We start from the raw sequence: 18676 nt of genomic DNA, 5'->3' as shown, positions 1-18676 counted from the left end.
GCTTACTTTTTGCAAGTACCTAGAGCGGTGATGGTTTTTGCGGATCTTAAACAGGTTAGATCGTATTTTCCCGTCATACACTCTTTTAGCAATTGGGTCGTCATCTGTGCCTGAACTGCTTGGAATTTCTCCAGCTGATCCGGAGTCTGAGTGGCGGTCAGATTTTTGATCAGATCGCCTACAACCGGTTCGCATTCCGCCTGGCTCACTTTCGCTCCGCCGCAGGATATGGCCAAAGAAAGGAGAAGAATCGCAAGGATTAAAGAATACGTTTTTTTCATTTTGTAGTCACCTCTACGAGAATCGTTTTTTAATCGTAACAATCGCAATTCATTCTCATCTGAAATTCATTGCGATCGAAAGATCCCGAATAAAGAACATGATCCGGGTCTACGACCTCGCCATTTTAAGGATTCCCATTCTATAGAAAAGTTATTTTTTTATCGGGAAAATAGTGATCCCATAATAAGAAACGGACTTTTCCCCCTTGAAGGTGAGAATTCTTTTCTTCGAATCAAACCCCCATTTCCCCGCATTCACAAGTACCTCGAACCCGTTTTTATAATGAATGTCGGGTAAAAATATCTCTACGACCGGTATTTCGTCTCCTTCCTTCTGGAAGGAATATTTGAACAAGGACTTCTCCATATCGAAACTAATCGCTTCCGGATTACCTTTCGTTCGGATCGGATACGGACGCGAAAAGGCTCTTACGGCCCTACCTCCGTCTTCGTCTACGCTTTTAGGAGTATCGATGGAATATAAGGAAAGGTCCTCTTCATTCCATCTATCCCCCAAACTGTGAGTATGATCGGGAGTATAATTCCAAAGGGTATAATGAACGAAATGTTTTTCTATGGCCGAAATAATCCGATGAAGCGCGTCTTCCAAATGACCGTAGTGTTTGGTCTTATAGGCCAAGCGTCCATTCATATCCATAGGTATTCCAGTCTCCCCGATCACCGTCGGACTGTTCCCCATTTTTTTTACGGAAACATCCTTGATCATCCTAATGGTGTCTTCGTAGGCCTTAACTACATTCTCTTTTCCGAATATTGGGACCTGCTTGAAAATATGCACTCCGAACCAGGAGATGTATCTTTTCAAAAGTAAAACGGAGACGTCGTACCAGTGAGTCGCATTGATTACCTGGCCTTCTCCCTGCTTGGGCTTTTCCTTCCATTCCAAATTCAGATCGCCCGGATCCGATTCTATAAATATGGAGAATTTCTTCTGAACTCCTTGAATCTTACTCTTGAATTTTTTGATAAAAGGAAGCATATATTCCGGGTAGAAATCCACAGGTCTTCCCCTATATTTCCGGAAATAGTCCGGCCTCAATAACATAGGGGCTCCGTTCGGATCGTAATCCCAAACGCCATGTTGTCTCCATACGCAGGATTTGCCCGGCTGCCAGAGCGAGACCCCTTTGGTATTCAAACGCTTTTTACCGAAGCTGACTCCCGAGAAACCGAGCATATAGGAAATGCTCGCATTTACCGTTCTCCCCTCCGAGAGAAACATTTCCTGGAAGGGAGATGTCGAGATTACCCTTCCGAACCCGAGGCCCGAGAATTCTCCTAAATTCTTCTTTCCGATCCATCCGGGAGAAGGCTCGTTCAAGGAATCGAAGCCAATCACATTCTTATATTTCGAGACCTTCTTCGCAATTTTACACATCGCTTCTATATAATGGTCTTGAAGAAAGGTTTCCACATTCTTCCCTTGTATATTCATCTTAGGTGCGAACGTTCTTCCTCCGAAGAAAAGCGTAAACATGGTGGCGCAGGCGTATTTTTGATAATTCAAGGGCCAGGACATTCTTCTATAATCCCTTCCCTGATAATGATGCACGATAGCGGTTTCAGAATCCTTAATGGACGAAATATCCATACCTATCTCTTCCAGAGTCCAACCCGGAGCCCCATCCCCTCCGGTAAATCTAGACCAAACATCTTGGTGAGGATCTATAAATACATAGAAACCCTTCTTTTCGGCAAGGCTCACCATTCTCTCCACATAATCCAGATACGCTAGATCGTATTTCCCCGGACCCAGATGTTCCACGGCCTCCCAAGTGACTAGGAATCTTAAGAAGTTGAATCCCCACTTTCTCAATCGATCGTAGTGCTCTCCGGCTTCCTTTTCCTCCAAGGGTCTTCCTACAAAGGAAACCTTTCTATGATCGTGAAAGGACAAGGACTGGTCGAAATGAGTGGTTCCATCCGGTTTGAATGGAAGCTTAGAGCTTCCGGAAAGGTTCACTCCTCTCAGTTGAAGAACGTAACCTTCCGAATCCACGAATTGCCCATTTTGAGGTCTTAACTCCAGCATATTCGATTACTCATCCTCTCCAAATTGCACTTTTGCGTCCTCATATCCCCGACTAATCAAATAGTCCGCTTGGACCTGGGAGAAATTCAGAATGCTACTGAAACCCAAAGATGTCCGAGGACCGATTACGCGAATCTTGAAATCGGGTTTTTCTTTCTCCGAGAAGGATAACAAAGACTTAGAGAATCCCTTTTTCTCTTTTTTCTTTTTCTGGTATTGGAGATTGGCCATGATCGTTTGGAAAGATCCTATTAAGGATAGCTCAAATACCCTTTCTAAACCTTCCCTTCTACTCCTAGGCAAACCCATATTCACTCCTCCGACCGGAGATAATAAGACTACAACGATTTCCTTGGCACCTCTTTCTACTGCCGGAAGAATGGGGACATTGGCCATAACTCCCCCATCCCAATGAGGTTTTCCGTCCACATATTGCCAGGGAAAGATAAGAGGAATAGCGGATGAAGCCATTACGTGCTCTATGTCTATGTCCTTATTCCCGAAAAATACAAGTTCCGCAGTCAGAATATTCACTGCGGTGATGATTACTTCCATGGGATTCTTGCGAAGATTACGGAAATCTAATTGAGAATAGAGCAAATATTTTAATGGAGTCGTATCCGCCAAAGGGGAAAATCGTCGGAAGACCAGGTCCAGAAAATCGTTCCAGATGGAATATTTCATGACCTTCTGGACCTCTATAGACTTCCAAAGCTGGACAATCCTGGCCGCATCCATTCCGCAGCCTAAGGCGGAAGCGGTAATAGCTCCTACAGAGGTCCCGCAGACAATATCCGGTTTAAAGCGGATTTCCTCCAAATACTTCAAAACCCCGGCATGATAAGCGCCCCTAGCGCCTCCCCCGGATAATATTAATGCTCGTTTCATGATCCCGGAACCTGTGTTCGAGTCAGTCTTGGGTCTTGCAGACAAATTTCAAGACCTAATATTAGGAAAGAGCATTCTGATAGCTTAAGGGGCGTAGAAGGTACTACGAATCGAGGAATGATAGCGGAGAAGATACGAGAAAGAAAGTTGGGGAATCCTATAGGGGAAGGCATTGTCTCCGTAGAAGGTACTACAAAACGGAACCGGTAACTTAAAGGAATAGTATCAAAGGGAAAAGTCCGTAGTACCTTCTACAAAATAGAAAGCTCGGATCACAAAAGAGAGAAACTAAAACCTTCTGAGCGCCTGCACCCCTTCAGTATTCGTGTAGTAACGTCTACTTCAAAGTGCCCGAAAGTGACCAATTCTCGGAACTCAGAAAGGCCAGTGGTCTGATGGTATTGCAATAGGTCCCGAAGGGCCGTTTGCAGAGGCCTGGGCTATTGCTCAGCCACCTCACAGGTCATTTTCTTGCTGCAACTATCGCTACTCAACTAAACCACCTCCTTTAACGTGTGGCCAGACAGTATTCTGTCGCATTAAAAAGTCAAGAAATGTCCGTAATTTTTTAGCTATTCCGAATCTTAGACCTTTCACTTTCAGGAATTAGGATACGATTCGTATCTTTCTTGAAAGATAAAGAGCAAGAAGGTTAAAGCCTATTGCGAAATATCCGACTATATCGAAGCGCTCAAAGGATCCATCCGGAAGCTGAACGAGAATTGCACCGGCGAGAAGAGCTCCGATTCCCGTCGCCACATTCTGTAGACTGGAGTTCAGAGTCATAAAGCTACCTCTCAGCTCCGGACGAACGGAAGAAGTCAAGAGCGCCATCGCAGGAATCACCCTTCCGGATACCACAACCATAAAGAAGGTAGTAACTGTTAGAGTCAGATAGATGGGAAGATTCTTAGGTAGGTGGGTAATCAACAGAATCGGCACCAAAGCGATTAAGACCAAATTCACGAAAACCTTATGCTTTCCGAATTTATCCGAAAGAGCCCCTATGACCCAGGAAGAAACAAATGTAAAAATACCGCCGATTTCGTAGATACTGCTCACATCCGTCTTAGAGAACCCCATATTCCTCTCCATATACACGGCTATAGAAGTTACTACAGTCAATCCCCCCAAAATCACGGACATAAAGAATGCGAAGGCCCTCAAATGGTTCGGATCGGAGATTACCTTCTTAAATTGCCCCGAATCCGAGGGCTTGGACCGATCCAACTGGGAGGGAAGACTAGGAAGATAAGCTACTGCCAATACCAAAATCGGAATTGCAAGCACTACTATGAATCCGAAGGTATAATTCCAACCGAAATGCATGGCGATCCTCAATCCAGAAGGCACCCCCAGCACGGAAGCTGCCGAAAAGGCGCCCATGACTCCCCCCATAGCCCTTCCCCGCCTTTCAATCGGAAAAACGTCTCCGATAATCGATAATACGACTCCGGTCACCATTCCCCCAAAGATCCCTGCGGCAACCCTCGCAAATAGCAGAAATATATAAGAATCCGCCAACGCGCATAATGTAGTACCTACTAGAAACCCTGAGTACAAAAAGACCGCCGCCGATTTCCGATTGAATCGATCGATAAAATTCGCGCCGACCAGAGCGGCAATTGCCGCGGCTATCGAATAGGAAGAAAGGATCAAAGAAAAGACGCCTGTTTCGATTCCAAATTGCTTCAGAAAATAATCCTGGAGAGGCATCATAATCATGAAATCCATGATGTTCGTGAACTGAATACTTGCTAAAAGTAGAATGAGAAAGATTTCATTTTTAACCGTTTTTGGTTTATTGAGAGTCTCGGCGGATTTCATTACTTACCACGCTTTTCCGGGTCATTCGGAAAGGGAGAATTTTTTGCTTCCTCTTATTACTTCCGAATGAAATTGCAATTCTAACTAACTCGTTCCCTTCATTAGAATCACGTATAATTTTCCTTGCTTTGAGGCAGAAACGGAACGGAAACGAGACGAACTAAGTCAGTAGATTCTTTCGCAATTCATTCTATAAATTTCCGATTTTTCTCAATCCGAAATACCGCGTTCTATGCGACTCCAAGTAAAATCTTGGAAAGTTCTTTCGTCTATCTGAGTATTCGCATGAAACTTTCCAGGTATCTATTAGCCGATTTTTCCTATTCCAAATCGGGCGAAATTCGAAAACTCCGAGCCGCAGATAACGATAAATCCATGCGGATCATAGCATCCTTTTCTCTCTTAATGAGCACCGTTTTGCTATTGCAGAATATATTCTCCCCCGGAATTCCGGAGGGTCATCCCATCCAAAACCTTTATACCATCGGTTTCGGCTCCATCTCGATTTTCTCAGGAATCATTCTCGCCATATTCGTTCTCAAAGAATCCAAAGACTCCAAGCTCTCGAACGCTGTGACCATTATTTTCGCGACGGTCTTTACTCTCATGACGACCTCTCTTACCTTAGTGGACCATCTACATACCAAGGATTATTCCGCGTTCTGTTTCGGGCTATTGATGCTGCCCCTTCTTATTCGCTCTAGTTTCGCCATCTACACTTTCATAGCGGCTCTCAATCTGGCACTTTTCCTTTTCGGATACGTCGTCTTTCTAAACCAAGAGATCAACTTCGCCATCACTACGCCTGTTTTCGCTTTTACGTTAGCGAGCTTAGGCACTGCCATCATGGTCGAAAAAGCCAGGCTGAACGGAAACATCCTACGTCTCCAATTAGAGGAAACGAATAAGAACCTGAAGGAATTATCCCATAAGGATCCTTTAACGAGCCTATTCAACAGAAGGCATTTAATGGAATCCTTACATACTCTGCTTTCCGCGTCCAGACGTTACGATTTTCCCCTTTCCGTCCTATTATTGGATCTGGATCATTTTAAGAAGGCGAACGACGTTTTAGGACACCAAGCAGGAGATAAACTTCTCGCAAATATAGGAAGACTTCTCATGGGCCTGGTAAGGGATTGCGACGTAGCTGCACGTTATGGCGGAGAAGAATTCTGCGTGGTTCTATCCAACACGAACAAGGAAGGAGCCAGATTCGTAGCAGAAAGAATTCGCATGAGAATAGAAACAGAGACCTTCGAAGAGATTCCATGGACGGTTACGGTAAGCATCGGAGTTGCAACCCGGGAGAGCGATGAGTCCGCGGAGGATTTTCTAAAGGCAGCCGATCGTAAACTCTACGAATCCAAAGAAGGCGGAAGAAACAGAGTTTCAGCTTAAACGTCTTCAAACTTACGTATAGGAAGAACCCGCCCTAAGACCTGGCCGAGAATACTCACCCCCAGAGCCGGAAGCGATGCAGGTAACCACTCCGGTCCGAAGAATCTAAGAACGAGCCAAACGATCATCCCGCTAAACATCGCGTAAATCGCTCCGGTCGCATTCGCTTTCTTCCAGAACAAAGCGGCCACCAACGGGACGAATAGAGATACCAGACTGATTGAAGAAGAATCCGCAACCAACTGATAGATATTAGTCTCGCTCAAGGCCATCAAAGTAGAGACGAATGTCACGGCCAGAACGCAGAACCGCATAATGCGAAGAAGAGTCTCTTCTTCCGGGTTCTTCAGAATGGGACGTATGATATTCTCACCTAAAACCGAAGCGGGAGCCAAAATGGCCCCGGAAGCGGTGCTTAAGATGGCCGAGAGCAAGGCCCCGAAAAAAAGGATTTGAATTTGCAGGGAAGAATGCGCCAAAACCACATGGGGAAGAATCATCTGGTTATCTCCCGAAGCAATCTCAGGATAAACTCTTCTCGCGAAGTACCCGGCAAGCAAAGGCAGAAAAGCTACCGTTAGATACATACCGCCTCCTAAAAAGGAAGAATAGACCGCAACCTTCTCTGATTTTGATGCCATAACTCTCTGGAAGATGTCCTGCTGCGGAATCGAGCCGAGGCCGATCGTTATCCAAGCCGCAATATAAGCCAGAATCGCCTTCGTCTCCAAGGGGGGGAAAAAAGAGAAAAAGCCGGGTTTAGCGGTGGAAATCACCGTATCGAAGCCTCCCGCCTTCCCTTGAAGATCCCAGACGAGTACCGCAAGTCCGAGTACGATCAGTATCGTCTGTAAGAAATCCGTAATGGAGATGGCCCACATCCCTCCGACATACGTATAGATCAACACTACTACGGATGCGAGAAGGATCCCTACATAAATATCGAAACCGAAAAGAGAATGAATCACGATCCCCATCGCCACGAGTTGCGCAGCAATCCAACCGAAATAAGAAGGGATCATAAATAAAGCCGATAGAAATTCCACCTTCCTTCCGAACCGATTCTTGTATAGGTCCCCGAAAGTGAGAATGTTCATCCGGTATAATGGTTTAGCGAAGAATAGTCCGACCAGAAACAGGCATAACGCGGCTCCGAAAGGATCCTCGATAACCGCCAAGATCCCTCCGTCCACAAACTTAGATGAGGCTCCCATCAGGGTCTCGGACCCGAACCATGTGGCAAATAATGCGGAGGATGCAAGGACCAAGGGCAATCGTCTGCCCGCCAAAATGTAGTCCTGAGAACTCTTAACGAATCGAGAAGCGACGGCTCCTATAGAAATCGTGATAAGAATGTACAAGATTACGAAGAGACCTAACAATTCGAATACACCGTCCGCAAATCGTATTTAGATGCGATCCTGGAATTCTTAGAAGAGAAAGCAAGTCTTAATGAGAACGAGAGGTCGTCCATCAATCCACTGCGATTATCAACAAAGTGATATCATCCTGAACGGAGTTTTTTCCTAGAAAACTCTTTAGGTCCGAGATCAAACGCTCCGCCTGTTTCTCCGGATCGAATCCGAGGCTCGTCCTAACCGATCCTAAAAATCTTTCCTCCCCGTATTCCACCTTATTCGAATCGAATTGCTCATAGATCCCGTCGGAAAAAAGCAATATCCTGTCTCCGGGCGAGAGCGCATATTCTTCGTTCTTATAATCGTAATCTCTTACGAATCCCAAAATCGCTCCGGTTTTAGGCATCTCCACATTCTCCTCTCCCTTGATTAGGAATTGGGTCAAATGCCCCGCCGAGGCGAAACGGATCCTGCAATTTTGCACATCCAAGTCGCAAACGGCCGCCGTAAAGTAGAGAGTTTTATATTTATCTAAAATGGAATTATTTAATTCGGATAATAATTTAGCGGGATTCTCGAATCTGGATTTCAGATTCTCGTATTCTCCCTTGATCGCCATGGTAACCAACGCTGCCTGCACCCCGTGACCGGTCGCATCCGCAAGAAAGAATCTGTATCTTCCGTTCCCCAAGGAGGAGATATCGTAAAAGTCTCCCCCTACCTCGTCCATAGGAAGATAATTAACCGAATAACGTATATTAGGAATCGGAAAGTGTTCCGGCAATATGCTTCTCTGAATCTTTTTGGAATACAGCATATCTTTCTGTATGATCGAAAGAGTCTTACCCAATTCTTCCGTCCTTTCCGCGACCTTTCTTTCCAACTCGGAATTCATTCGAGTGATGTCCTCGTAAAGCTTCGCATTCTCCAGGGAAATCGCAGCTTGAGCGGAAAGCATTTCCAGTATTTCCAGGCGATGCTCGTCGAAAATTCCGGCGGTTAGACGATTTTCCAGATAGAGAACGCAAAGAGTTCTCCCCTGCTTAGTGATCGGCATACATAGTAAGGATTTCGGCTTGCTCCTTTTTACGTAAGGATTCACCGAATAAAAAGGATCCTTGGATGCGTCTCCTATGAGAACCTTTTGTCCGGACCGAAAACAAAAATATGCTACTTCCAAAGGCAGGAGATGGCCCGCCTCGTCCAAGGATATCGGCTTTGGTAAGAATCCCGGCTCCTCTATATCCGTCCCCGCCATCAAGAACAGTTCCTTATGCTGAGGAAGAATTAAGAACGCTCGAGTGGCCGCCGCATTCTCCATGATCGTTCGGACCAATTGTCTAAGCAACTCCCCAAGTTCGATTACCCCCGAAATACTTTGAGAGGCCTTTAGTACGGTTCTCAAGTCCAGATTAAAAGAAGAGGATAGTATGGAATCGGCAAGGATCTTTTCTAAAGACCGTTTCGGTGGTCCTTGCGGCCTCAACAAATCTCCGTATTCGTCCCTAAATAAATTGACTAAGGATTTCGCTCCCCAAGCTCCGTATAGTCTTACGGAGTTTTGCAAGAGAAATCTTCCGTAGGATATCCTACCGTTTTCCAGATTCCATTTTGCGATATGTTGATAAACGACCGCCTTTTTAAAGTCGTTAGGCTCCGATTCTACTTCCTGGATAGCCATGTCGAAAAAACGAGAGGCATTCTCTCCGTCTTTGGAATAATTAGCATATTCTCCGCTCAAAACCAGGGAAAAGAGATTAAAATTCTGCGGATAAGTCTTTGCCCATAATCGGAAAAGATATACCGAGAAACGGAAGAATATTCTCTCCTTTAAGGAAAGATCTCCCTTTCTCAATTTTAAAAGATTTAAAGAACGATAAAATCTATATTCGGAATAAAGGAACATGATTCTGGATTTTTCCAGATCGTTAGCATACTTATCGAAAATTCTTTCCGACTCAGAATAGTATCCGGAAAGATAGGCTTCCGATCCGAATAGGGTCGCATACCAGGAATTTACCGTTCCGTTTCCCGAAGCCTGCAATATATTCCTTTCGAAATCCGGAACGGAATATTGGGAATCCTTATATCTGATGGACTCCAACGACTTGCCTTCCAATCGATCCAAATACGAATCGGAGCTATAAAGTAAGATCATTAATATATCATAATTTAATTTGGAACCTCTTTCCAGATTCTCGCGTATCTTTTCCCTATAGGAAGCGAGGCTCTCCGCGGAATACAATTGATTCGTATTCTGGGAAAAAAGGGAAAACGCGGCCCAAAGATAATCCCCGTATTGCAGACATTTATGATAGGCTTCTTCCGTAAAATCGACTATGGACCGAAAAGGATACATGAAGTAATCCAAAAGTATGGTACGTCCGAAAACGAATCTTCCATATAGGTCATCTGCTTTAAATTTTTTTAAAATTCCTTCCGCGAGCGTCCAGAATCGGGTGGATTGCCGGAAATTTCCCGTTACGGAGAGCAGAATAGAGCCGAAACCCGCATATCCGAAAAAGCTTGCCGGAGAATTTCCCTCTTTCAGCGTGAGATTGATCAGCTTTAAGTAAAGATAAGCCATCACCTTAAGGCTCATATGCTTCCCGTAATTCAGCAGATTTACGAGAATATTCAAAGCCTCCGCCTTGTATGGATCGTTACTATCCTTGGCGTGGATCAATTTTTCGGGAGAACGACCCCGGCTATAGTAAGCCATTTTTAGAACTTCGATAAGAATGGAAAAGATTCCTGGTTTTTCTCGGAAACCGATCCGGAGAGATTGCAACGCTTTCACTCCGATCCTGTAAGCCGCCTCCAAGTCGTTGTATACGTTCATCACTTCCAGTTGCATCAGATATATATCCGATCTTTCCGCAGGATTCGTGATTCTTTTCAAAAGCTCGCCCACGATCCTGTCCCCTTCTTCTCTTCTGGACAGGTAGTAAGCGGACTCTCCCAAGGATTTCATGATGTGAATCGCATTCTTTCTGTCTTTTTGCCAATGAGCCTCCGTCAAGTTCGAAGATAAAAGAGCGAACAAGGAATAAGCGGATTCGTACGCAGCGCCCGCTTTTGCGGAATTTCCGGCCAGGATGGAATAATGAAAGAAGTCCTCGCTCTCCTTTCCGTTTTCGTGCAATTCACGAGAGCGAAGTAGATGATTGGCTATATCCAAGATCAGATCCGAAACGCCGGAACTCTTTTCCCTTTCTATCAAAAGCCTCGCGATCTGTTTATGGATCCTTCTCTTTTCCATGGGATCGGTGGCATCCAGAATTCCTTGGATCATCCTATCGTGGGAAAAATGAAATTGAACGTCGGAAAGAGTCGGTAAAAGTCCCGACTCTTCTATCTTTCTCTGCGAAATATACTGCAAAGACGGAAAAAGCATCGTGCCGGTTTCCCTATAATACAAGACCCCTTCGCGAATCGCCTCACGAATCCCTCTCGCCAGAGTGCCGGGTTTGGATTTGAAGAATTCGTAGATGATCCTCAAATCGAATTTCGCGCCTATACAGGCGCCCACTCGTAGAACATCCATCGTTTCTTCCGGTAATTTTCCTATCTTGTCTATGACTAGATCCAGAACATTATCCGTAATTTCTCTTTGGAGAATCCTGTTCCAATCGGGCAAATGGTAGGTCGACTTGGAATCGAAGGTGAGACAAGCGTCGTCATATAGGGATTTTAAAAATTGATGCAAGAACAACGGATTTCCGTCCGTTTTGGCGATGAGAACATCGGCCAATCTACGGCCGTCTTCTTCCGCCAGATGAATGCTATCTCTTACGTATTTTTGAACGCTTTCCTTACTCAGAGGAGTGAGTTTGATTTCCCTTAAATCCAAGGAATGATTTCCGTTTCTGGACTGAAGATTCGGAAGTAGATCTCCTTCTTCCGCTCGGCTGGTTAAAACGAAAAGCAATCCTTCCCATTCTTCATTCGTCAAAATGAAATCCAAGAGGGCTAAGGAGGCGGGATCCGCCCATTGTAAATCGTCGATGAGTACAATTGCTGGTCGTCTACGGTCGAAACAGAGAGAAAGAAAGCGCAGGATAACCGCGAATAACGTCTTCTCATCCTTCGGTCTCTTGTTCGGCTTAGCCTGGACTTCTACGGACAAAAGACGGCTCAGGTCGGGCAAAAATTGTAGGAGGATCTCCATACTATCCCCGAGCGTGTCTTTGATATAATTTCTAAGTACGACGATTTCCTCCTCCTTCTTCTGGAGAATTCTTCTCAATACGTCGTCCATTATTTGCCTGAAAGCATAGTAAGGGATATTGCCCTTATCCTCCTCGAATTTTCCGCGCAATAGCTGCACGGAATAAATATCTAGATAAGTGACCGCCTCTTCTACGAGTGCGGTTTTTCCGGTCCCGGATTTGCCGCGAATCAGCACCACTCCCCTTCTTCCGTTGGAGACTCCTATTACGGCGGACTCGATTTCTTTTCTCTCCTTATCTCTTTCATAGATCTTGGAAGAATCTCTGAATCCTACTTTTCTTTCGAATATTCCCGGAACGAACTCGGACATTCTTCGTTTCGAGCGCACTGAATCCTTAATGCTTCGCAAATCGTGTATCAGACTCTCTAGGGAAAAATATCTCTCTTCCGGCATCTTAGAGAGAAGTTTATCCACAAGATCCGAAATGGCGGACGGTATATCCGATCTGCGCTTTAAGAGAGAAACGGGAGAACGCGCGATATGATAATGGACTAATTCCAAAGGGTCCTCAGTCTCGAAAGGAGGGGAGCCTGTTAGAATTTTATAAAATAGTGCTCCTAGCGAATATGCGTCCGAACGAAAATCCACCGGACGATTCAATCGCCCCGTATTCTCCGGAGAACAATACGGAAGTACATCGAATGAATAACGGAAAGGTGCAAATCCTCCCCGATCGGAAATCAGAAGCGAAGCGCCTCCCAACCAAGCCAATTTCGTTTTTCCAGTCGCCGGATCGTAAAAGAAAGCCTTGGGAGAAATCTGATTATGTACGATTCCGAAAGAATGAAGCTTAGCCAGATTCTCAGTGACCGCCAAGGCCAATTCTAAAAAGACTTCGATGGAAACGGCAGGTAAATCGGAAAGGCTTTGTTGTAATAATCGATTCGGAGTGTCTTCGTAAACCAAACAGATTCGATCCGAATACTCCACCATATCTTCGGGTTTGAGTATATCCGGATCGGAAACTAATTTTCCCAATTCGAATTCGTTTACGAAATAAACGGAAGAAGTCTCCTTGCCTTCCGGTTTTTGCACCCGGATGATTTTGGATTCTCTGTTTGGACCGAATCTTCCTCTATGTATCGAGGAAAATCCGTCTTCGTACAAAAGTTCGCCTAGCTCATAAGAAGTCTTGTTTGTAAGCGAGCCGGACATAAGTCTTCATTTTCGACGCTTAAATATCCAAACGTAATATACGTCCGCTACGGTCCCGATCGCTCCCAAGGTCTGGACAAAATACTGTTCCGGAAAATAGAGAAAGATGAAAATCGTAAAGAATAAGTTTCCAAGAAATTTTGCCCAAGCCACCGGATACGAGAAGAGACCGGTATCGGACATTTTTAGGAAAAGTATCGGATATAGGCCGGAGATAATCACGCTCAGGATGTAAGCGGAATTAGAACCGGTAAACAGGTCGTAACCTCCTTGGTGAAACGTATAAATCAGCGCGCCCCAGGAAACGACCAGGACGAGCAGTAGAAGTCTATAGCCCCCATCCGATATGGGCAAGGAAATTTGTTTTTTACCGAAGCGAATCACGTGATAGAAGATGAAAATATCCAGGAAGAATCCTAACCTATATCCCCAGAGTAGGATGACTCCCATCGGCTCCTGGAACACGAAACCCCATAGAAATTCCCAGATTATGTTCCCGCAGGCGATAAACACCGGCATCTCGACGAACTTCTTCTTGAAAGGCTCGATCATCAGGACCGCATACATATAAGCCCAGAATACGACTCCTAATAGCAGAAAGACGTTCTCCCATAGAGTGTAGCGCCCGAAGTATTCCGGATCCGTAGCAAGTTTATGCCAAAACTCCATTTCTTACATCCTCCAGTTTTCTCTAAGGGAAGGCGGAATCCAAAACTTAGCGCGTTTTCCCCCGTAGTAAAAATGATCCATTGAAAATAGAAACTTAGTCGCAAAGTAGGACGCCAACTTGCCGAATCCTTGTGCATCATCTATCGCCGAGTCCACATCCGTGAAAATCTTTTGTAAAAAATAACCGAGCGGATTTTTCGGAGGCCAATCCAATCCCAAAGCGATACTCGTATCCTTACCCAGATACGTTTGTAGAAAGAATAACGGAAGGTGATCGAAAAGATTTCCCGGAAGCATATATTCCATAAATGCGATCAAGGATTGTGCGAGTTCCTTTCCGGCATCCGAAGCCTTTCTCTGATCCGTAAAAATCGCTTCTCCGAAAGCATGCGCTGCATCGTAACCTTCCGGACAAAGATCAGGTCTGACTCCTATGAAATGACCGACCACTCTCCATAAGTGAACGTATGCGTCCTTTTCCTGCTGGGTTAAAAGAAGAGCGGATTGCCCCAGACCTTCCACAACCAGACTGGAGAAAGATTGCAAAGTCCCCGCCATATCCTCTTGGTTGATCGGCTTTCCCCAACTAGAATCCCAATCCTGGCCCTTGGAGAGAAAATAACGTATGGATGCATGCATGAGCCTTACTTTTTGAGCGGTGCGTATTCCTTTCCCTTGAGGACCGAGTCCGTCTTTCTGGGCAACGGAGACCACGAACTGGGTCGTTTCCATCAGTCTTCGATTTACGCCGGATACAACTCCATTCTGCTCTACGAGTCTTCCCGTTTTCAATAGAACCTGAGCGCCGTCTCCGCAAGAATAAGCCATTGGAAGAGACTTAACGCAAAGCATCATCAGAATCTGAGGACCGTAAGTCTCGAATAATCCTTCCGCCTGTGCGATCTTATTCTTATCCGCCCAAGGAGGTAGGAACTCGGTATCATAAAAATATTTTTCGAAATAATCGGGAAGCCCTGGAGGAATCGGATCCGAGTTCTTAGTCAATGCGTCGAAGAAAAGCAGAGTCTTTCCCCGATCGAAGGAAGACTCCGTGAAATATCTTTCTATAATCTCGTCCGCTACCGGATCCGTTTCCTGTCTTAGCGCACGTAACTCGCTGGTATTCATCCAAAATCGGCCCCTATCTTCCAGAATTGGCCAGTTTTATATCGTGAATTTTAAAAAGAAAGCACTTGTAAAAAAAACGGGAACGAATTCCTTGTAGCATGCCTTTTTGCTGGATGAATCGAAAGAGCTTTCCTATCGGCTTGCTTGCCGCAATTTCTTTACTTGCTCCGAATCTGGACGCAGTAGGACTCTTTCAACCGGCGCATAATGCCAGATACGGTGGCATGGGTGGAGTCAATTTAGCGATTGGCGGCTCGCCGATGGATATCGCCACGAATCCTGCAAACTTAGGTGTCTCGAATCGAAAAGAAATAGAGTTCGGAGTCTCTCTTCCCTATATACGCACAGTATACAAGGATAGATTTCTGGATTCGGATCCGAATATCAGCTATCAAAATTCCGAAAGTTATAATGTACTCGCACCTTTACCCTATTTTGCGGTACGGATTCCTATCACGGATAACCTCACGTACGGCGGAGGAATTTATATCCCCGGAGGGGGCACAGGCAATGTATCCGGTCTAACTCGAATCACTCCCGACGGACAAACCTTCAATTCGTGGTCCGGTCTGAACGTACCTAGTCCGATCGGAGACTCCAAGAAAATCCAGGAATCCTATTCCACTCAATTCTTCCTGGTAAAAACCACTCACGCATTGTCCTACAAAATCGGGGATTTTACCTTCGCTTTAGGAATCGAGGGCGTTTATTCCAGACAGATCGCTTACCAAAAGTTCTACGATATCACGGGTAATATCGAAGTACCGGGACAAGGTTTTTATTATCGAAGCAAAAACGCATTCGCCTTGGGAGGAATTTTAGGAGCAAATTATAATATTACGGATAAGTTTCGCATTGCCTATTCTTACGAGACGGGTACTAAAATCCCCTTAGACGGAGATATGCAGGTGGGCTCCAGGCCCGGAAGAACAGGAGTCTCGGCTTCTTTTTCGGTTCCGGAAAGACACGGCGTCGGAATCTCGTACGGAACCGAAAAATTCCGTATCGGATTGGATTGGTTGTATTATAACTATTCCTCCTACACGACCACATATAAGCAGACTCTTGCCTCTTCCGTATTTCCTACTCCTTTCGGAGCAACGAATACGATCCCTCAAAATATAAACTACCATGACGCTTGGGCCCTGGGATTAGGAGGAGAATACAATTACAATGCTTGGACCTATAGAGCCGGTATCCGACACAATTCCGGCGTCTTAAAATCGGACGGGACGAATGCGTTGCAGGCCGGCATCATGGTCCAGGATTTGGTTTCCGGAGGAATCGGTTATCAATCGGGAAAATGGAAATTCGACTTCACTCTTCTATATTATCTTCCCGCTAAGGTTACGGGAAATCCGTCGACCGACTGGAATGTGAATCACTCCATCTTTAGCATCTCCGATATCCGCCTTTCCGAATTCAAACATTCCTTGAAATCGGATATCCCGGCAATTCTGATCGGAGCGAGTTATTCCTTCGATTCTTAAACGAAATTTTTAACGGGAAATTTCGCTCGTCCTTACGTTCGAAACATTGTATTCACGGTTGGTAGAAACCGTAAAAAGAGGCATTGAAATTTCCGCCGAAACTTTCTTGGCTCCGATCTCTTCAGAATAATCCGTAACTTCTTTAATTTCCAATTTAGCTCCGGCCTGAACGGCGAGATGATCCGCCAGATGCAAACCTATTCCCAACCCGAAATCGACCGCAAAAAATCTCTCATCGTAATTATTATTCAATCTAGAAAAGGGTTCAAAGATCTGCGATGATAGTTTATCCGGAATCCCGGTGATTCCTCCTTCGTTCTGGGCTATCTCGTTCAAGACCGAAATACAAAGACTATGGACCTTGCTGTGTACAAGAACGTTGATTTTGGAATTCTGAGGAGAAAATTTCATCGCGTTAATCAATAGTTCGCGTAAAGCGAAATCGAAGAAATCCAGATTAGATAGAACGGTACTGCCCGAAATCCTATCGGTAAATACGATTTTATTATTCTTAATTTTCGCGATCTCTTCCAGATCTTGGATCGTTTCGGAAATCTTGCCTGAGATCGTTCCGGAAGAAATGGGTTCCTTGCTCATTTTCAAATTAAAAAGAATCCTTAGCTTGGCAAGCTTCTCCGTCCAATCGCGCAAAACATTTTTATTTTCTAATATAGAATCCAAAACCTGCATGGGAATCAGGCATTCTTCGCCGTCCATCTTCATGGAATATTCCGCAAGATCCAGCTGTATGAGTAGCGAACTTAAGCCCAACCCTTGAGCCGTACTATGAGTGACGTTATCCAGAATATTTTTCCCGAGAGAAAGCTGCTCCGAATTTCGGTGATAATTCTTCCACAAGAGCCATTCGATCTCCCCGGAAAGATCCTCTTCGCTTACGGTAGAAAGATGGAATTGGCTCATTCTTCTGGCATGAAAGTCCATCGCTTCCTTCACGCTTTCCAGCAACCTTTCGTCCGTATCCGGTTTTTCCAAGTGGGCCCAAATCCAACTCAAATATCTTACGAGTCTTTCCGACTTCTTTTCCCGGGAAGAATAGACTATAAACATGCTACCCGGAGAAATCTTTCGCAGTGCGCGAAGAAATTTAATTCCGTCCACATCCGCAAAATGAGTGTCGACAACGATCAAGGACGGGAAAGTCGTCAGACACAATCCTAACGCCTTCGCTACCGTGGACGCGGAAACGACTTCGTATCCTGCTTTACTCAAAGTCTCACTCGTTTGCTTCATAGACTGCAAATCAGAATCTATGCACAAGATACGGTCGTTCTGATAGACGGATTCGCCGGATTTCTTATAAGCGGTATCCTTTTTGGCCTCCGTTTCGTTCTCCTCCGAGGGATTCGAATCCCTCAATTCGTCCTTCAACTGGGAAACATTGGAGATAAAGCGATTCTCTTCCGGCCCTTCGCCGAGTATTTTATGAATTTCTAAACCTAATTCGAGAAATCCGTCAGCTCCTTTGGACCACCATTTCAAAGTGGAACGTATCGTAGTCGGGAAATTCTCGCGTATGACTAGATCGAAGACGAATTCTTTATCCCTGGCCAAAGGCTCCGTAAGAAGATCGTCGTGTATTCTCAAACGAACTCCTCCCATGGAGAGATCCATAATCTTGAATCTAGACGAGGTCTTTCCATCGCTCCATTTCCGGATCTCTTTAGCGATATTCTCGGATAGGGAGTTCAAGGTTCCCAATTGGTGCTTTTTCATTCCCTCCTCTTCGTTCTTTACCCAGATATAGCCGACGCTGATATCCTCGTTCCTACCGTTGGAAATGACTATGGGATAAATCAGTTCGGTCTTAACGTTCTGGTCCTTGTAGGAAGAAATGGCCGAAGACAAATCGGAGCTAATCTCATTTTCGTAATTTATGAATCTTTTATCTTCACTTCTATATTCTTCCGCAAGAGAAGTATCCTCTATGAAGAATGTGCGTCCGCTCTGCTTGACCAACTCGAATTTCGGATCCAGCTTAGTTTTGAATACTCCGACTTCCGCATTCGCGAAGGGAGTTCGAGGCAGAAACGATCTGAATTTTTCCAACGTATAATGTACGATTCCTGGCATTTCCGAATCGGTCGATTCGAAGGACTCTCCGGACATTCTTAAATTCGTGGCATAAACGGATTCGTCGGAAATTGGGATTCTAAAATGTATTCGCGCCATAT

At 45.1% G+C, this 18676-nt stretch carries 11 protein-coding genes; 2 read left to right on the top strand and 9 right to left on the bottom strand.

All coding sequences use genetic code 11. The annotated features are described in order from the left end of the window. Nucleotides 1-2: 2 nt before the first annotated feature. The 4 genes from LEP1GSC061_RS11390 to LEP1GSC061_RS11375 all read right to left on the bottom strand — a co-directional run bounded on the left by LEP1GSC061_RS11390 (nucleotide 3) and on the right by LEP1GSC061_RS11375 (nucleotide 5049). The gene (locus LEP1GSC061_RS11390; RefSeq protein ID WP_016545459.1) at nucleotides 3-281 is read right to left on the bottom strand and encodes a TIGR04454 family lipoprotein; all 279 of its coding nucleotides are present in this window, start codon (nucleotides 279-281) and stop codon (nucleotides 3-5) included. Nucleotides 282-432: 151 nt separating this feature from the next. Continuing rightward, nucleotides 433-2334 carry a glycoside hydrolase family 5 protein gene (locus LEP1GSC061_RS11385; RefSeq protein WP_016545710.1) on the bottom strand — a complete coding sequence of 634 codons (1902 nt, stop codon included), beginning with the start codon at nucleotides 2332-2334 and terminating at the stop codon, nucleotides 433-435. Between the two features lie 6 nt (nucleotides 2335-2340). After that, nucleotides 2341-3222 (bottom strand): patatin-like phospholipase family protein, encoded by an 882-nt coding sequence (locus LEP1GSC061_RS11380; RefSeq protein ID WP_016545443.1) that lies wholly within the window; start codon nucleotides 3220-3222, stop codon nucleotides 2341-2343. Nucleotides 3223-3828: 606 nt separating this feature from the next. Further along, nucleotides 3829-5049 carry an MFS transporter gene (locus tag LEP1GSC061_RS11375; RefSeq protein ID WP_040508568.1) on the bottom strand — a complete coding sequence of 407 codons (1221 nt, stop codon included), beginning with the start codon at nucleotides 5047-5049 and terminating at the stop codon, nucleotides 3829-3831. Between the two features lie 252 nt (nucleotides 5050-5301). Here LEP1GSC061_RS11375 and LEP1GSC061_RS11370 point away from each other — a divergent pair, with 252 nt between their 5' ends. After that, nucleotides 5302-6450, top strand: a complete 1149-nt coding sequence (locus tag LEP1GSC061_RS11370) for a GGDEF domain-containing protein (protein ID WP_232218433.1) — start codon at nucleotides 5302-5304, stop codon at nucleotides 6448-6450. Here the strand turns inward: LEP1GSC061_RS11370 and LEP1GSC061_RS11365 are convergent. From LEP1GSC061_RS11365 to LEP1GSC061_RS11350, 4 genes are all read right to left on the bottom strand, one after another. After that, a complete protein-coding gene (locus LEP1GSC061_RS11365; RefSeq protein WP_016545536.1) occupies nucleotides 6447-7832 on the bottom strand; it encodes a high affinity choline transporter 1 in 1386 nt (461 codons plus the stop codon). The genes LEP1GSC061_RS11370 and LEP1GSC061_RS11365 overlap by 4 nt on opposite strands. A 91-nt stretch (nucleotides 7833-7923) precedes the next feature. Further along, on the bottom strand, nucleotides 7924-13197 hold the full coding sequence (locus tag LEP1GSC061_RS11360) for a trifunctional serine/threonine-protein kinase/ATP-binding protein/SpoIIE family protein phosphatase (RefSeq protein ID WP_016545460.1): 5274 nt from the start codon (nucleotides 13195-13197) through the stop codon (nucleotides 7924-7926). Between the two features lie 6 nt (nucleotides 13198-13203). Continuing rightward, nucleotides 13204-13866, bottom strand: coding sequence for a transmembrane-type terpene cyclase (locus LEP1GSC061_RS11355; RefSeq protein ID WP_016545581.1), 663 nt, complete (start codon nucleotides 13864-13866; stop codon nucleotides 13204-13206). Between the two features lie 3 nt (nucleotides 13867-13869). Continuing rightward, a complete protein-coding gene (locus LEP1GSC061_RS11350) occupies nucleotides 13870-14994 on the bottom strand; it encodes an oxygenase MpaB family protein (RefSeq protein ID WP_016545645.1) in 1125 nt (374 codons plus the stop codon). A gap of 98 nt (nucleotides 14995-15092) precedes the next feature. On the opposite strand from LEP1GSC061_RS11350, the gene LEP1GSC061_RS11345 reads away from it, so the two are divergent. Next, entirely contained in the window at nucleotides 15093-16484 is a 1392-nt protein-coding gene (locus LEP1GSC061_RS11345; RefSeq protein WP_016545656.1) for an OmpP1/FadL family transporter, read from the top strand. 9 nt (nucleotides 16485-16493) lie between these two features. Here LEP1GSC061_RS11345 and LEP1GSC061_RS20850 read toward each other — a convergent pair whose 3' ends face one another. Then, entirely contained in the window at nucleotides 16494-18674 is a 2181-nt protein-coding gene (locus LEP1GSC061_RS20850) for a DUF1577 domain-containing protein (protein WP_052006532.1), read from the bottom strand. Nucleotides 18675-18676: the final 2 nt, after the last annotated feature.

Origin of the sequence: Leptospira wolffii serovar Khorat str. Khorat-H2 (genome assembly GCF_000306115.2) — a bacterium.
Lineage (GTDB): Bacteria > Spirochaetota > Leptospiria > Leptospirales > Leptospiraceae > Leptospira_B > Leptospira_B wolffii.
Note: the sequence above shows the minus strand (reverse complement) of the source record. Positions and strands in the feature narration are given on the sequence as shown.

Excerpts from the sequence above, each read along its gene's own strand:
- LEP1GSC061_RS11355 (WP_016545581.1), bottom strand. The coding sequence starts at position 13,866 with ATGGAGTTTTGGCATAAACTTGCTACGGATCCGGAATACTTCGGGCGC.
- LEP1GSC061_RS11380 (WP_016545443.1), bottom strand. The coding sequence starts at position 3,222 with ATGAAACGAGCATTAATATTATCCGGGGGAGGCGCTAGGGGCGCTTAT.
- LEP1GSC061_RS20850 (WP_052006532.1), bottom strand. The coding sequence starts at position 18,674 with ATGGCGCGAATACATTTTAGAATCCCAATTTCCGACGAATCCGTTTAT.
- LEP1GSC061_RS11390 (WP_016545459.1), bottom strand. The coding sequence starts at position 281 with ATGAAAAAAACGTATTCTTTAATCCTTGCGATTCTTCTCCTTTCTTTG.
- LEP1GSC061_RS11375 (WP_040508568.1), bottom strand. The coding sequence starts at position 5,049 with ATGAAATCCGCCGAGACTCTCAATAAACCAAAAACGGTTAAAAATGAA.
- LEP1GSC061_RS11360 (WP_016545460.1), bottom strand. The coding sequence starts at position 13,197 with ATGTCCGGCTCGCTTACAAACAAGACTTCTTATGAGCTAGGCGAACTT.
- LEP1GSC061_RS11385 (WP_016545710.1), bottom strand. The coding sequence starts at position 2,334 with ATGCTGGAGTTAAGACCTCAAAATGGGCAATTCGTGGATTCGGAAGGT.
- LEP1GSC061_RS11350 (WP_016545645.1), bottom strand. The coding sequence starts at position 14,994 with ATGAATACCAGCGAGTTACGTGCGCTAAGACAGGAAACGGATCCGGTA.
- LEP1GSC061_RS11345 (WP_016545656.1), top strand. The coding sequence starts at position 15,093 with ATGCCTTTTTGCTGGATGAATCGAAAGAGCTTTCCTATCGGCTTGCTT.